General features: G+C 59.1%; 13 protein-coding genes. 9 read left to right on the forward strand and 4 right to left on the reverse strand.

The annotated features are described in order from the left end of the window. Nucleotides 1–11 precede the first annotated feature (11 nt). Nucleotides 12–1706 (reverse strand): lactate permease LctP family transporter, encoded by a 1695-nt coding sequence (locus KGA81_RS12585; protein WP_223546189.1) that lies wholly within the window; start codon nt 1704–1706, stop codon nt 12–14. Nucleotides 1707–1967: 261 nt separating this feature from the next. Here KGA81_RS12585 and KGA81_RS12590 point away from each other — a divergent pair, with 261 nt between their 5' ends. Beyond that, nucleotides 1968–2735, forward strand: coding sequence for a GntR family transcriptional regulator (locus KGA81_RS12590; protein WP_223546191.1), 768 nt, complete (start codon nt 1968–1970; stop codon nt 2733–2735). A 173-nt stretch (nt 2736–2908) separates the two neighbouring features. Here KGA81_RS12590 and smpB read toward each other — a convergent pair whose 3' ends face one another. Next, nucleotides 2909–3391, reverse strand: a complete 483-nt coding sequence (gene smpB / locus KGA81_RS12595; RefSeq protein ID WP_008057382.1) for an SsrA-binding protein SmpB — start codon at nt 3389–3391, stop codon at nt 2909–2911. A 118-nt stretch (nt 3392–3509) separates the two neighbouring features. Here smpB and KGA81_RS12600 point away from each other — a divergent pair, with 118 nt between their 5' ends. From KGA81_RS12600 to KGA81_RS12610, 3 genes are read left to right on the forward strand one after another with little or no spacing between them, the layout of a single operon-like run. Beyond that, complete coding sequence (locus tag KGA81_RS12600) at nt 3510–4913, forward strand: sodium-dependent transporter (protein WP_223546193.1); 1404 nt, start codon at nt 3510–3512, stop codon at nt 4911–4913. A gap of 7 nt (nt 4914–4920) precedes the next feature. Then, a complete protein-coding gene (locus KGA81_RS12605) occupies nt 4921–5355 on the forward strand; it encodes a type II toxin-antitoxin system RatA family toxin (RefSeq protein ID WP_103394085.1) in 435 nt (144 codons plus the stop codon). Then, nucleotides 5348–5662 (forward strand): RnfH family protein, encoded by a 315-nt coding sequence (locus tag KGA81_RS12610; protein ID WP_223546195.1) that lies wholly within the window; start codon nt 5348–5350, stop codon nt 5660–5662. The genes KGA81_RS12605 and KGA81_RS12610 overlap by 8 nt, the downstream gene beginning before the upstream one ends. A gap of 58 nt (nt 5663–5720) precedes the next feature. On the opposite strand, the gene KGA81_RS12615 is transcribed toward KGA81_RS12610, so the two are convergent. Beyond that, a complete protein-coding gene (locus KGA81_RS12615; RefSeq protein ID WP_223546197.1) occupies nt 5721–6248 on the reverse strand; it encodes an outer membrane protein assembly factor BamE in 528 nt (175 codons plus the stop codon). 97 nt (nt 6249–6345) lie between these two features. Between KGA81_RS12615 and fur the strand changes: the two genes are divergently transcribed. Continuing rightward, nucleotides 6346–6750, forward strand: coding sequence for a ferric iron uptake transcriptional regulator (gene fur, locus KGA81_RS12620; protein ID WP_223546207.1), 405 nt, complete (start codon nt 6346–6348; stop codon nt 6748–6750). A 75-nt stretch (nt 6751–6825) separates the two neighbouring features. On the opposite strand, the gene recN is transcribed toward fur, so the two are convergent. Next, nucleotides 6826–8499 carry a DNA repair protein RecN gene (gene recN / locus KGA81_RS12625; protein ID WP_223546209.1) on the reverse strand — a complete coding sequence of 558 codons (1674 nt, stop codon included), beginning with the start codon at nt 8497–8499 and terminating at the stop codon, nt 6826–6828. Between the two features lie 240 nt (nt 8500–8739). Here recN and grpE point away from each other — a divergent pair, with 240 nt between their 5' ends. The 4 genes from grpE (at nt 8740) to dapB (ending at nt 13560) form a co-directional block, all read left to right on the forward strand. Continuing rightward, the gene (grpE, locus tag KGA81_RS12630; RefSeq protein WP_108218134.1) at nt 8740–9306 is read left to right on the forward strand and encodes a nucleotide exchange factor GrpE; all 567 of its coding nucleotides are present in this window, start codon (nt 8740–8742) and stop codon (nt 9304–9306) included. A gap of 102 nt (nt 9307–9408) precedes the next feature. Further along, nucleotides 9409–11325, forward strand: coding sequence for a molecular chaperone DnaK (gene dnaK / locus KGA81_RS12635; protein WP_223546211.1), 1917 nt, complete (start codon nt 9409–9411; stop codon nt 11323–11325). A 296-nt stretch (nt 11326–11621) separates the two neighbouring features. Beyond that, a complete protein-coding gene (gene dnaJ / locus KGA81_RS12640) occupies nt 11622–12746 on the forward strand; it encodes a molecular chaperone DnaJ (RefSeq protein ID WP_223546213.1) in 1125 nt (374 codons plus the stop codon). 10 nt (nt 12747–12756) lie between these two features. Then, the gene (dapB, locus tag KGA81_RS12645) at nt 12757–13560 is read left to right on the forward strand and encodes a 4-hydroxy-tetrahydrodipicolinate reductase (RefSeq protein ID WP_223546215.1); all 804 of its coding nucleotides are present in this window, start codon (nt 12757–12759) and stop codon (nt 13558–13560) included. Nucleotides 13561–13719 lie beyond the last annotated feature (159 nt).

Genomic DNA, 13719 nt, shown 5'->3' on the forward strand with positions numbered 1-13719 from the left:
GCCTGTAGTCCTTAGTGCACCAGCATGCCGGTGAACCAGTAGGCCTGGGCCAACGTGATCAAGCCGACAATCGTTGCAAAGAATAGGCTGTGCTTGAGGGTGAAGCGGAACAGATCCGATTCCTTGCCCACCAGGCCGGTCGCGGCACAGGCCACGGCGATCGATTGTGGCGAAATCATTTTACCGGTCACGCCGCCGCTGGTGTTCGCCGCCACCAGCAGGGTGTCGTTGACACCGATCTGGTGTGCGGTGGTCGCTTGCAGCGAGCTGAACAGGGCGTTGGACGAAGTATCGGAACCGGTGAGGAACACACCCAGCCAGCCGAGGAACGGCGAGAAGAACGGGAACGCTGCACCCGTCGCCGCCAGTACCAGAGCCATGGTCGAGGACATGCCCGAGTAGTTGGTGACGAAGGCAAACGCCAGCACCATGCCGATGGACAGGATCGGCCAGCGCAGTTCGTAGAAGGTCTCTCTCAAAGTGGTCAGACCAGTTTTGAGATTGACCTTCAGGACCAGCATGGAGATCAGTGCCGAGAAGAAAATCGCCGTGCCGGTGGCGGAAATCGGGTCCAGCTTGAACACTGCCGGAAGGGCGGTGGGCGCGGCCACGATCGGTGCGACCTTGATCACCATCTGGTCCAGGTGCGGGATGGCGAAGTTGAATACGAAGCTGTACATCGAACCGCCGGCGGCGAACATCGCCTTGAACGGCTTCAGGGTCCAGATGGTGACCAGTACGGTCAGGATCAGGAACGGCGACCAGGCCTTGAAGATTTCCCCAAGGCTGTAAGGCGAAGCCACGGTTGTGCGCTTCTGGCCGAAACCACCAACGCTGGCGCTCACCACGGAGGCCGAGACGGCGCCGACGATATGTTGGCCGGCGGCGCGTTTCGGTTGCCAGACTTTCAGGAACAGGGTCAGGGAAATCAGGCTGGCCAGGGCCGAGGTGATGTCCGGCAGTTCCGGGCCAATGAAGTTCGAGGTGAAGTATTGGGTAACGGCGAAGCTCGCACCTGCCACCAATGCAGCCGGCCAGGTTTCCCGCACGCCGCGCAGGCCATCCATCATGAACACCAGCCAGAACGGCACGAACATCGACAGCAGCGGCAGTTGGCGACCGGTCATGGCGCCGATCTTGAAAGCGTCGATGCCGGTCACTTGCCCGGCCACAATGATCGGAATGCCCAAAGCGCCGAAGGCCACCGGCGCGGTGTTGGCGATCAGGCACAAGCCGGCGGCGTACAACGGGTTGAAGCCAAGACCTACCAGCAGGGCTGCGGTAATCGCCACCGGTGCGCCGAAGCCGGCCGCACCTTCGAGGAAGGCACCGAAGCAGAAGCCGATCAGCAGGACCTGCAGGCGCTGGTCATCGGTGATCGACAGGACCGAACTGCGGATGACTTCAAACTGGCCACTCTTGACCGTCAGTTTGTAGAGGAATACCGCTGCCACAATGATCCAGGCAATCGGCCACAGGCCATAAGCGAAGCCATACCCGGCGGCGGCGAACGCCATATCGACCGGCATCTGGAAAGCGAAGATCGCCACCAGGATCGACAAAGCCAGGGTGATGCTGCCGGCCACATGCCCTTTGAGGCGGAACACGGCCAAAGCCAGGAAGAAAAACACGATGGGGATGACGGCGGCGAGTGCGGACAGGCCGAGGCTGCCGAGCGGGGTATAGAGCTGTTGCCAGGTTTGCATATGGGGTGGCCCCTAATTGTTGTTGGTCAGGCACTGATCAGCGTTCTTGGATAATTGGTAAGACCAATTTACAATCGCTGTTGGCTAGGGTAAAAGCCTTGTAGGCGGTGTGTCAATTTGCCGCCCTAAAACTTTTGTCGAATGCGAAGCGTGCAGGTCGTCTGCCTGGTATGACCAAATGCGCTATGGCAGGTGCTGGCGCGGCGCCGATAGGCCAGAATAGAGCCCCGGCGAGCTGTCGGATCGTGGAGTAATCGAGTTATGGGGTTTGATCAGATTCGTCAGCGCCGTTTGTCTGACGATATTGTCGAGCAGCTTGAGGGCATGATCCTCGAGGGCACGCTGAAGGCCGGTGAGCGCTTGCCGGCCGAGCGTGCGTTGGCCGAACAATTTGGTGTGTCACGCCCTTCTTTGCGCGAAGCCATTCAGAAGCTGACCGCCAAGGGCCTGCTGGTCAGTCGCCAGGGCGGCGGCAACTACGTGGTGGAATCGCTGGGTAGCACCTTCAGTGATCCCTTGTTGCATCTGCTGGAAAGCAATCCTGAGGCGCAGCGCGATCTGCTGGAGTTTCGCCATACGCTGGAAGCGTCATGCGCCTATTACGCGGCGCTGCGTGCCACGGATGTGGATCGCGAGCGGCTGACCGCGGCGTTCAACGAATTGCAGGACTGCTATTGCCGTCACGAAGAGGTGAGTCGTGCCGAAGAGGGGGCCGCGGACGCCAAGTTTCACCTGGCGATCGCCGAGGCCAGCCACAATGCCGTGTTGTTGCACACCATTCGCGGGCTGTTCGATCTGCTCAAGCGCAACGTGGTGACGAACATCGGTGGCATGTACAAGCAGCGCACTGAAACCCGCGACATGTTGATCGCGCAGCACCGGGAGTTGTATCAGGCGATTATCGAGGGGCGGGCGGAGCAGGCACGGGAAGTTTCCAGTCGACACATTTTGTATGTGCAGGAGGTGCTGGAAGAAGTGCGTCAGGAAGTGCAGCGCATGGCCCGGGCGGAGCGGCGCAAGGGGATGTGAGGCGAAAGCTTGATCGTGGCGAGGGAGCTCTTACTGTGGCAAGGGAGCTTGCTCCCGTTCGGCTGCGCAGCAGTCGTCAGCAGAAATAGTGAAGGACGCCGTCAAGCGAGGGGCGCTTCGCACCCCAGCGGGAGCAAGCTCCCTCGCCACAAAGTCGCGTCAGGACAGGAGAATCAGTCTTCCTTGCCCTTGTTGCGCACCGCGCGCTGCAACTCGCGACCGGCGTCGCGTTCGCGCTCGGTATCGCGCTTGTCGTATTCCTTCTTGCCCTTGCCCAGCGCGATCTCGCACTTGACCATGTGCTTGCTCCAGTACCAGGACAGGCACACGCAGGCGTAACCCTTTTGCTGCACGGCCGCGGCCAGCTTTTCCAGCTCGCGCCGATTGAGCAGCAATTTACGGGTGCGCACCGGGTCGGCGATGACGTGGGTACTGGCGGTCGTCAGGGGCGTAATGTGGCTGCCGAGCAGCCAGGCTTCGCCATCCTTGAGCAGCACGTAACTGTCAACCAGCTGCAGCTTGCTTGCCCGCAGACTTTTTACTTCCCAGCCGGCCAGGACCAGACCAGCCTCGAACCGATGTTCGATGAAGTAATCGTGTCGCGCCTTTTTATTTTGCGCGATGGTCCCTGTTGGGTGTTTCTTCTGTTTAGCCATAGGGGCGGCATTATAGGGAGTTGCACGCGAGTCGGCTACGGTGTTGCTACATGCTTGAGCAGGTTGATTGAATCCCGGACAATGCGGCCTCTTTTTTGAACGCTTGGGCGTGATAACGATGTCGACAGACAAGGTTTCTGTCCACGGCAGTTGGGCTAGCCGCTGGGTCTTCATACTCGCCGCGACCGGTTCGGCCGTGGGGCTGGGTAGTATCTGGAAATTCCCGTACATGGTCGGCGTCTATGGCGGCGGCGCCTTCGTGCTGATGTTTCTGGCCTGCATCGCGCTGATTGGCGTACCGGTCATGCTGGCCGAAACCCTGATCGGCCGGCGTGCCCGGCAGAGCCCGGCCAATGCCTTGAAGACGCTGGCGGTCGAGGCGGGGCACTCGACGAAATGGTCCTGGGGAGCATTTGCCGGGATGATCACGGCGTTGTTGATCCTGTCTTTCTATAGCGTTGTCGGCGGCTGGTCGCTGGATTACATCATCGACATGGGGCGTGGCGACTTCCAGGGAGTGACCCCGGATCAGGTGGGGGCTTACTTCGGCAATGTGATCGCAGATCCCTGGCGGCTGACACTTTGGCACACGATTTTCATGCTGTTGTCAGCGGTAGTGATCGCCAAGGGCGTAGTTGCCGGGCTGGAGCGCAGTTTGCGCATCATGATGCCGTTGTTGTTCGTGATGATCCTGGTGTTGCTTGGCTACAGCATGACCACCGGGCATTTCATGGAAGGCGTACATTTCATGTTCGACTTCCACCCGGAAAAGGTTCTGGACGGCTTGTTGCCTGCGATGGGCCATGCGTTCTTTTCCCTGAGCGTGGGCGTCGGCTCGATCATGATCTACGGCGCCTACATGCCGAAGAGTTCGTCGATTTCAGGGACGGTCGTCGGCGTGGCGCTGCTCGATACTTTCGTTTCCCTGGTGGCCGGCCTGGCATTGTTTCCGATTGTTTTCGCGGCGGGCCTGAATCCGAGCGAAGGGCCGGGGCTGATGTTCGTCAGCCTGCCGTTTGCCTTCGGTAACGTGGCGTTCGGGCAATTGATGGGCGTAGTGTTCTTCGTGCTGGTGGCGGTCGCAGCCTGGAGTTCGGCGATTTCCCTGCTTGAACCGATGGTGGCCTACCTGGTCGAGCGCACTAAGGTGAGTCGTGCATGGGTCACCTTCTGGCTGGCTTTCAGTTGCTGGTTTGTCGGTCTGGGCACGGTGTTCTCCTTCAATATCTGGAAGGAGGCCAAGTTCTTCGTGAGCGAAGGCGGGATGTTCCACCTCTACCAATGGGGAGCAACCGGTGGTCTCGACTTCTTTGGCGTGATCGATTTCTTCACCTCGCGACTCATGTTGCCGCTTGGCGGTTTGTGTTTCGTGGTGTTTGCGGGCTGGATCATGGGGCGTGAAGCGGTGCGCGACGAGTTGTCGATCCGTAACCCTGCGCTGTTTGGTCTTTCCTTGTTCTTGATGCGCTATGTGGCGCCCATCGGCATTCTCGTAGTGTTTGCCGCCCAGCTGTGGAAGTGACGCTGACATGACGACACACATTTCACGTTCGGCCTTGCTGCCGTACCCGGCACAGGCGCTGTATGACCTGGTCAACGACGTAGCGCGCTATCCGGAGTTTCTGCCATGGTGTTCATCGGCAGAAGTCCTGGAAAGCTCCCCTGAGCACATGCGAGCGAGCGTCGGAGTGGCGAAGGGGGGGCTCAGTCAGCATTTCGTGACGCGTAACACCCTGGTTCCCGGTCAGTCGATCGAAATGAACCTCGAGGAAGGCCCGTTCAATCAGTTGCATGGCGTGTGGGTGTTCAAACCGCTGGGCGAGAAAGCCTGCAAAATCAGTCTTGATCTGTCGTTTGATTATGCCGGGCCGCTGGTTCGTGCCACCCTGGGGCCATTGTTCAATCAGGCCGCCAATACCCTGGTGGATGCGTTCTGTCAGCGCGCCAAGCAGATTCATGGTTGAAGTCGTGATCGATATCGAAGTGGTGTACGCCGCTGTGGACAGGCAGGTACTGCTTTCACTCGCGGTGCCGGTCGGCACTACGGTTCGGGCGGCCGTGCTCAAGTCTGGTGTAGGGGCAGAGTTTCCTGAGCTGGATCTTGCCGCCTGCCCGGTGGGTATCTTTGGCAAGGTTGTGGCCGATCCAGAGCGTCGGGCAGTTCAGGTGGGGGATCGTATCGAGATTTACCGACCACTGTTGGCTGATCCGAAAGAGGTGCGCCGACTGCGCGCGGCAAAAGCTGCCGAGGCCAAAGCCCGGAATCAGTGAGTGGCTTGAACGCCAGGCATTAAAAAACCCGGACATGCCGGGTTTTTTAATTCGCCAATTACTGCGGCGAGGTGTCCAGCGGTTCAGGTGTCGGGACTGGAGCGGTTTCTACACCGTCGACGTCCTTCTGGATCTGATCCAGCAACGAACCTGGCTTGACCGGTTTTTCCGGCTTTGGCTTCTCGACGTTTTCTACCGGGGTAGCCACTGTCGTGCCGCTGTCCTTGCCGAGAATGGCTTCGTCACGGCTCACGCCTGGCATGAAATCACCGGAGAGGCTGACAAGCTGATCATTTGGGTTGAAGATAACGCTGATGCGTTCCTGTTGGCGTTCACCGCCACCGGGTTGCAGGCTATACAGATAATCCCAGCGATCGGCATGGAATGTGTCGGTCAGCAGAGGGTTGCCCATGATAAACCGTACTTGCTTGCGGGTCATTCCCGGGCGTAACTGGTCTATCATGTCCTGCGTGACGACATTGCCCTGCTGGATGTCGATTTTGTAAACCCCGGGGAATGAACAACCGGCGAGTGCGAGCAGTCCCACAAGGGTGAAACTGGTTAGCAAGAGCTTGGTGTTTTGCATCGGTGGGCGACTTCCACTATCTTGGCTGGGACAACGTAAACGCCGATCATACCCGTATTAAGAGAAGCTGCGAAGCAGCATCGCGAGAAAGCTGACCATGGTTGAAAATAGCGAACTACGCAAAGCCGGCCTCAAAGTGACCCTGCCACGGGTCAAAATTCTGCAAATGCTCGATTCCGCCGAGAAGCGGCACATGAGTGCCGAGGATGTCTACAAGGCGCTGATGGAGGCTGGTGAGGATGTCGGTCTGGCCACGGTTTACCGTGTTCTGACTCAGTTCGAGGCCGCTGGTCTGGTGGTGCGACACAACTTCGATGGAGGCCATGCGGTCTTCGAGCTGGACGACGGCAAGCATCACGACCATATGGTCTGTGTCGATGACGGTGAGGTAATCGAGTTCTTTGATCCGGAAATCGAGAAGCTTCAGAAGGCGATTGTCGAGAAACACGGCTTCGATTTGGTGGATCACAACTTGGTGCTATACGTGCGCAAGAAAAAGTAAGCATGTCGCGCGGGCATCAGTTCGCGAAACGAGCGAAGGCGACCCCAGGGTCGCCTTCGTGCTTTCTGCCTTTATTCAAGCTTTTGCGGTGACCACCATTTTCCTGGCGTGAGCCAGGGACTCCTTGGTGAGGTCGATGCCCCCCAGCATCCGTGCGACTTCTTCGACGCGGTCGTTTTTGCTCAGTCTGGAAACGGCGGTGCGGGTGGCATCTTCGCCGCGTACCTTGTGCACAAATAGATGCTGATGACCTTGCGCTGCCACTTGTGGCAAGTGGGTGACGGTCAGTACCTGCCCGCGCTCCCCGAGCCTGCGCAGCAACTGGCCGACGATTTCCGCGGTCGGACCACCGATACCAACATCCACTTCGTCGAACACCAGGGTGGGAACACGAGATGTCTGCGCGGTGATGACCTGGATCGCCAGACTGATCCGCGACAGTTCGCCCCCGGATGCGACTTTTGCCAAAGCTTTCAATGGTTGGCCCGGGTTGGCGCTGACCAGCAGTTCAACCTGCTCAAGTCCGTTAGGCAGCAGTTCGTCGCTACTGTTTGGACGCAGTTCGATGGTGAAGCGCCCACCCGGCATGCCCAGGCGCTGAATCTCCTGTTCCACGGCGCTGGCCAGGCTATTTGAGGCTTGATGACGCAAATCGCTCAGCTCTCGGGCTTTCTCCTGATAATGGCGAGCGTAGGAGGAAAGTTCGTCGCTCAGGCGCTCGATGGATTCGTCGTTGGCATTCAGGGTTTCGATTTCATCGAGCAGCCTCTGTTGCATCTCAGCGACTTCGGTCGGCTGGATGCGGTGCTTGCGGGCCATTGTATAGATCGCATCGAGCCGCTCTTCGAGGTATTGAAGGCGTGCCGGATCGGCGTCGAAGTTGTCGAGAAAGCGGTTCAGTTCGCCCACGGCCTCTTCTACCTGGATCTGCGCGCTGGTCAGCAGACTGCTGGCCTCGCCGAGTGCACCGATCGAGTTGTTCACACTGGACAATCGGTTGAGGCTGGCAGTGAGTGCGTTCAGCACATTGCCGGAATCACTTTCGCTGCACTGTTCGACGACTTGCCGGCAAATACCCAGCAAGGTCTCGGCGTTGGTCAGGTTCTTGTGCTCTTGTTCAAGCTGTTCCAGTTCGTTGTCGCCGAGGCCGAGGTTTTCCAGCTCTTCGAGCTGGTAGCTGAGCAATTGGTGGCGGGCGCGTTGTTCGTCGCCGGAGTTGGAGAGGCGATCCAGCTCCTGGCGAGTCTGGCGCCAGCGCTGTGCGGCAAGCTGCACCTGGCGGGCAAGGTCCGTGGCTCCGGCGTACTCGTCGAGCAAGCGGCGATGGGTGTCGGTCTTGAGCAGGGATTGGTGTTCGTGCTGGCTGTGAATGTCGATCAGCAGCTCGCCCAGCGCCTTGAGATCGCCAAGCGGGCAGGGCGTGCCATTGATGTAGCCGCGCGAGCGTCCTTCGGATGTGATTACCCGGCGCAGGATGCACGGGCCGTCGTTTTCGAGGTCGCGTTCGGCCAGCCAGGCGCTGGCTTCCGGAATGTCGGCCAGATCGAAGGTGGCCAGGATGTCGGCCTTGTCGGTGCCGGGGCGAACCACGCCGCTGTCGGCGCGATCACCCAGGGTAAGGCCCAGCGCGTCGAGCATGATCGACTTGCCCGCGCCGGTTTCCCCGGTGATCACGCTCATCCCGCGATCGAGTTCGAGATCGAGATGTTCAACGATGGCGTAGTTGTGTACGGACAGGTGCACCAGCATATGGGTCGCTCCCAGGTGTTAGGTCTGGTTATTTATACAGTGTTTTGTTTCCGGCTGACAATGCCCTCGCTTAGCTCCTTTCGCTTGATCCGACGAAATCCTCAGTGCGTCCGGGAATGCCAATGCAGAGCTTTTTGTAGGGTTAATCACATTAACCCCCTTGAAGCCGGATTTTGCGGCCCCATATAGCTGGGCAGAAGCGCGAGTTGAGCTCGCGGACGAAATTGAAAGGAGAAATCTATGGCTGACGAACAGACAGTGGATACGCAAAACCCAGACGCCAACCAGGCGCCCGAGGCTTCGGGTGAAGACCTGGCGGCTCGTGTACAAGTGCTCGAAGAGCAACTGGCAGGCGCTCAGGATCAGGCTTTGCGTGTAGCCGCCGATCTGCAGAACGTCCGCCGTCGCGCCGAGCAGGATGTGGAGAAGGCTCACAAGTTCGCGCTGGAAAAATTCGCCAGCGACCTGCTGCCGATCGTCGACAGCCTGGAGCGCGGCCTGGAATTGTCCAGCCCGGACGACGAAAGCATCCGTCCGATGCGCGAAGGCATCGAGCTGACCCTGAAAATGTTCCAGGACACCCTCAAGCGTTATCAGCTTGAAGCGATCGATCCCCATGGCGAACCGTTCAACGCCGTTCAACATCAGGCGATGGCCATGCAGGAGAGCGCCGATGTCGAACCGAACAGCGTTCTGAAGGTGTTCCAGAAGGGCTATCAGCTCAATGGTCGCTTGCTGCGCCCGGCAATGGTCGTGGTCAGCAAGGCGCCTGCGCCGGTTTCGCCTTCGATTGACGAGCAGGCTTGAAATCCGCCGCAAGGCCCCCATTTATAAGTCAAGCGTTTAAGTGCTACCGCAGTTAGCCACCACTGCTGCGGCAACCAAATCCAAAGTTTCGGGAGAGTGAACATGGGCAAAATTATCGGTATCGACCTGGGGACTACCAACTCCTGCGTCTCCGTGCTGGAAAACGGCAAGGCAAAAGTTATTGAAAACGCTGAAGGCGCGCGTACCACGCCGTCGATCATCGCTTACGCCAACGATGGCGAAATTCTGGTTGGCCAATCGGCCAAGCGTCAGGCCGTGACCAATCCGCACAACACCCTGTATGCGGTGAAGCGTCTGATCGGTCGTCGTTTCGACGAAGAAGTCGTGCAGAAAGACATCCAGATGGTCCCTTACAAGATCGTCAAGGCTGACAACAGTGACGCCTGGGTTGAAGTGAACGGCCAGAAAATGGCACCGCCACAAATCTCGGCTGAAATCCTGAAGAAAATGAAGAAGACCGCCGAAGACTACCTCGGCGAGACCGTGACTGAAGCGGTGATCACCGTTCCGGCCTACTTCAACGACAGCCAGCGTCAAGCCACCAAGGACGCCGGTCGCATCGCCGGTCTGGACGTAAAACGTATCATCAACGAACCAACCGCAGCTGCTCTGGCCTACGGTATGGACAAGGCCAAGGGCGATCACACCGTGATCGTTTACGACCTGGGCGGCGGTACTTTCGACGTTTCCGTGATCGAGATCGCTGAAGTCGATGGCGAGCACCAGTTCGAAGTACTGGCCACCAACGGTGATACCTTCCTGGGTGGTGAAGACTTTGACATCCGTCTGATCGACTACCTCGTCGACGAATTCAAGAAAGAAAGCGGCATGAACCTCAAGGGTGACCCGCTGGCCATGCAGCGCCTGAAAGAAGCCGCTGAAAAAGCCAAGATCGAATTGTCCTCGAGCCAGTCGACCGACGTGAACCTGCCGTACATCACTGCAGACGCGACCGGTCCAAAGCACCTGAACGTGAAAATCTCCCGCGCCAAGCTCGAAGCGCTGGTGGAAGACCTGGTTCAACGCACCATCGAACCTTGCCGCATCGCGATGAAAGATGCCGGTATCGACGTTGGCGCGATCAACGACGTGATCCTGGTGGGCGGTCAGACCCGTATGCCACTGGTTCAGAAGCTGGTGACCGAGTTCTTCGGTAAAGAAGCTCGTAAAGACGTCAACCCGGACGAAGCGGTTGCCATGGGTGCTGCTATCCAGGGCGCGGTACTGGCCGGTGACGTGAAGGACGTTCTGCTGCTCGACGTCAGCCCGCTGACCCTGGGTATCGAAACCATGGGTGGCGTGATGACCGCGCTGATCGAGAAAAACACCACGATTCCTACCAAGAAATCGCAAGTGTTCTCGACTGCCGATGACAACCAGGGCGCCGTGACGATTCACGTGCTGCAGGGCGAGCGCAAGCAAGCCGCACAGAACAAGTCCCTGGGCAAGTTCGACCTGGCCGACATTCCACCGGCTCCACGTGGTGTGCCGCAGATCGAAGTGACCTTCGACATCGACGCCAACGGCATTCTGCACGTAGGTGCGAAGGACAAGGCTACCGGCAAGACTCAGTCGATCGTGATCAAGGCCAACTCCGGTCTGTCCGACGAGGAAATCGAGCGCATGGTGCGTGATGCCGAGGCGAACGCCGAGGAAGACCGCAAGTTCGAAGAGCTGGCCACCGCTCGCAACCAGGGCGACGCACTGGTTCACTCGACGCGCAAAATGGTTACCGATGCCGGCGATAAAGTGACCGCTGAAGAGAAGGTTGCAATCGAAGCTGCCGTAGTTGCCCTGGAAGCCGCCATCAAAGGCGACGACAAGGCTGCTATCGACGCCAAGGTTGAAGCGCTGTCGAAAGTCTCCGCTCCAGTGGCGCAGAAGATGTACGCCGAACAGGCTCAGCCTGCTGAAGGCGCGGCACCGCACGACGACAAGGCGCAAAAGGCTGATGACGTTGTCGACGCCGAGTTCGAAGAAGTCAAAGACCACAAGTAAGTTGTTGGTCGGCCGGTTGACTGCCTTCAGGCGGTGACTGGTAGGATGTCGCCGCGCGGGAGCTTGCTCCCGCGTTGGCGTATCTGGAATACGCGAATTTTTACAGCATGCGACAGCGTTCGCCTGCTGGTGGTATGGCCGGGAATGCTCCTGCTTTTCGAGCCGCAAGTACCGCATCGAATCAAAGACCAGGATCGTTGAATTGACGTGAGTTGGGTCCGGGCCTGTATTGGGGCTCAATGAGTTCGGCAGGCTCAGGAGGGTTGTGCCGGACGTCCTCAAGAGTGCAAAGACTTATGGCAAAGCGTGACTATTACGAAGTGTTGGGTGTTGAGCGTGGCTCAAGCGAAGCAGACCTGAAAAAGGCCTACCGTCGCCTGGCGATGAAGCACCACCCGGACCGTAATCCCGGTGACAAGGCGTCGGAAGAGATGTTCAAGGAGGCCAACGAGGCCTACGAAGTGCTGTCCGATTCCAGCAAGCGTGCCGCTTACGACCAGTATGGCCATGCCGGTGTCGACCCGAGCATGGGTGGCGGTGGTGCCGGTTTCGGTGGCCAGAACTTCTCCGACATCTTCGGCGATGTCTTCAGTGATTTCTTCGGCGGTGGCCGCGGTGGTTCCCGTGGTGGTGCTCAGCGCGGCAGTGACTTGCGCTACACCCTGGAGCTGGATCTTGAAGAAGCGGTGCGCGGTACGACCGTGAACATCCGTGTGCCGACGCTGGTCAACTGCAAGCCTTGCGACGGCTCCGGTGCCAAGAAAGGCTCTGCGCCGGTGACCTGTCCGACGTGCGGCGGTATCGGCCAGGTACGCATGCAGCAGGGCTTCTTCTCGGTGCAGCAGACCTGCCCGCGCTGCCATGGTCAGGGCAAGATCATTTCCGATCCGTGCGACTCCTGCCACGGCGAAGGTCGTGTCGAAGAGTACAAGACCCTGTCGGTGAAAGTGCCGGCCGGCGTCGATACCGGTGACCGCATTCGTCTGTCCGGTGAAGGCGAAGCGGGTGCTCAAGGTGGCCCGACTGGTGATCTGTACGTGGTGATCAATGTGCGCGAACACGCGATTTTCCAGCGTGACGGCAAGCATCTGTTCTGCGAAGTGCCGATCAGCTTCGTCGATGCAGCGCTGGGTGGCGAGCTGGAGATTCCGACCCTTGATGGTCGGGTCAAGCTGAAGATCCCTGAGGGGACTCAGACCGGCAAGCAGTTCCGTGTGCGCGGCAAGGGTGTCGCGCCTGTGCGTGGCGGTGGTGCGGGTGATTTGATGTGCCGTGTGGCGGTCGAGACTCCGGTAAACCTGAGCCGTCGCCAGCGTGAGATGCTCGAGGAGTTCCGCAGTTCGCTGGCGGATGACAACAGCCATTCGCCGAAAACCACCGGTTGGTTCGAAGGCGTGAAGCGTTTCTTCGGCGATTTGTAAGGAGACAGGCATGCGACGTATTGCAGTGATGGGCGCCGCCGGGCGCATGGGCAAGACTCTGATTGAAGCGGTGCAGCAAGCCCCGGGCGCCGGCCTGACGGCGGCGGTGGATCGTCCCGACAGCACGCTGGTCGGCGCGGATGCCGGTGAGCTGGCTGCGCTGGGTCGTATCGGTGTGCCTCTGTCCGGAGATCTGGACCGGGTGGTCGACGAGTTCGATGTGCTGATCGATTTCACGCACCCGACGGTGACCCTGAAGAACCTCGCCTTCTGCCGTAAGCATGGCAAGGCCATGATCATCGGTACCACTGGTTTCAGCGTTGAAGAAAAGCAATTGCTGGCGGAGGCGGGCAAGGACATTCCGATCGTCTTCGCCGCCAACTTCAGCGTTGGCGTCAACCTGTGCCTGAAGTTGCTCGACACGGCCGCTCGCGTATTGGGCGACGATGTCGACATCGAAATCACCGAAGCTCACCATCGGCACAAAGTCGATGCGCCGTCCGGTACTGCCGTGCGCATGGGTGAGGTGATTGCCGATGCCTTGGGTCGCGATCTGAAAAAGGTGGCGGTGTATGGTCGTGAGGGCCAGACCGGTGCTCGTGATCGTGAAACCATCGGTTTCGCCACGGTGCGTGCCGGCGACATCGTCGGTGATCACACTGTACTGTTCGCCGCCGACGGCGAGCGTGTCGAGATCACTCACAAGGCGTCCAGTCGCATGACGTTCGCCAAGGGGGCGGTGCGTGCTGCGTTGTGGCTGGATGGGCGCGAGCCTGGCCTTTACGACATGCAAGACGTGCTCGATCTGCGTTAAGATGCACCGAAGTCGGGCTCACGCACCGCGTTTGAGCCCGGTTTTGTTCCGCCAAGCGACGTCCTGTCGCATTCTCCAGCCTTTTAGGCTCATTGGCGGTAGACCAAAAAGGCCTTTTTCTGTAAGCTACAGCTTTAGTGTGTCCACTAAAAGCGCGCA

Origin of the sequence: Pseudomonas sp. A-B-19 (genome assembly GCF_019947515.1) — a bacterium.
In the GTDB taxonomy this organism is placed as follows: domain Bacteria; phylum Pseudomonadota; class Gammaproteobacteria; order Pseudomonadales; family Pseudomonadaceae; genus Aquipseudomonas.

Bases quoted from the DNA above. Each gene is read 5' to 3' on its own strand.
- KGA81_RS12605 (WP_103394085.1), top strand. From the start codon at position 4,921: ATGACGACACACATTTCACGTTCGGCCTTGCTGCCGTACCCGGCACAG.
- KGA81_RS12600 (WP_223546193.1), top strand. From the start codon at position 3,510: ATGTCGACAGACAAGGTTTCTGTCCACGGCAGTTGGGCTAGCCGCTGG.
- recN (WP_223546209.1), bottom strand. From the start codon at position 8,499: ATGCTGGTGCACCTGTCCGTACACAACTACGCCATCGTTGAACATCTC.
- dnaK (WP_223546211.1), top strand. From the start codon at position 9,409: ATGGGCAAAATTATCGGTATCGACCTGGGGACTACCAACTCCTGCGTC.
- KGA81_RS12590 (WP_223546191.1), top strand. From the start codon at position 1,968: ATGGGGTTTGATCAGATTCGTCAGCGCCGTTTGTCTGACGATATTGTC.
- KGA81_RS12585 (WP_223546189.1), bottom strand. From the start codon at position 1,706: ATGCAAACCTGGCAACAGCTCTATACCCCGCTCGGCAGCCTCGGCCTG.
- KGA81_RS12615 (WP_223546197.1), bottom strand. From the start codon at position 6,248: ATGCAAAACACCAAGCTCTTGCTAACCAGTTTCACCCTTGTGGGACTG.
- dapB (WP_223546215.1), top strand. From the start codon at position 12,757: ATGCGACGTATTGCAGTGATGGGCGCCGCCGGGCGCATGGGCAAGACT.
- dnaJ (WP_223546213.1), top strand. From the start codon at position 11,622: ATGGCAAAGCGTGACTATTACGAAGTGTTGGGTGTTGAGCGTGGCTCA.
- grpE (WP_108218134.1), top strand. From the start codon at position 8,740: ATGGCTGACGAACAGACAGTGGATACGCAAAACCCAGACGCCAACCAG.
- KGA81_RS12610 (WP_223546195.1), top strand. From the start codon at position 5,348: ATGGTTGAAGTCGTGATCGATATCGAAGTGGTGTACGCCGCTGTGGAC.
- fur (WP_223546207.1), top strand. From the start codon at position 6,346: ATGGTTGAAAATAGCGAACTACGCAAAGCCGGCCTCAAAGTGACCCTG.
- smpB (WP_008057382.1), bottom strand. From the start codon at position 3,391: ATGGCTAAACAGAAGAAACACCCAACAGGGACCATCGCGCAAAATAAA.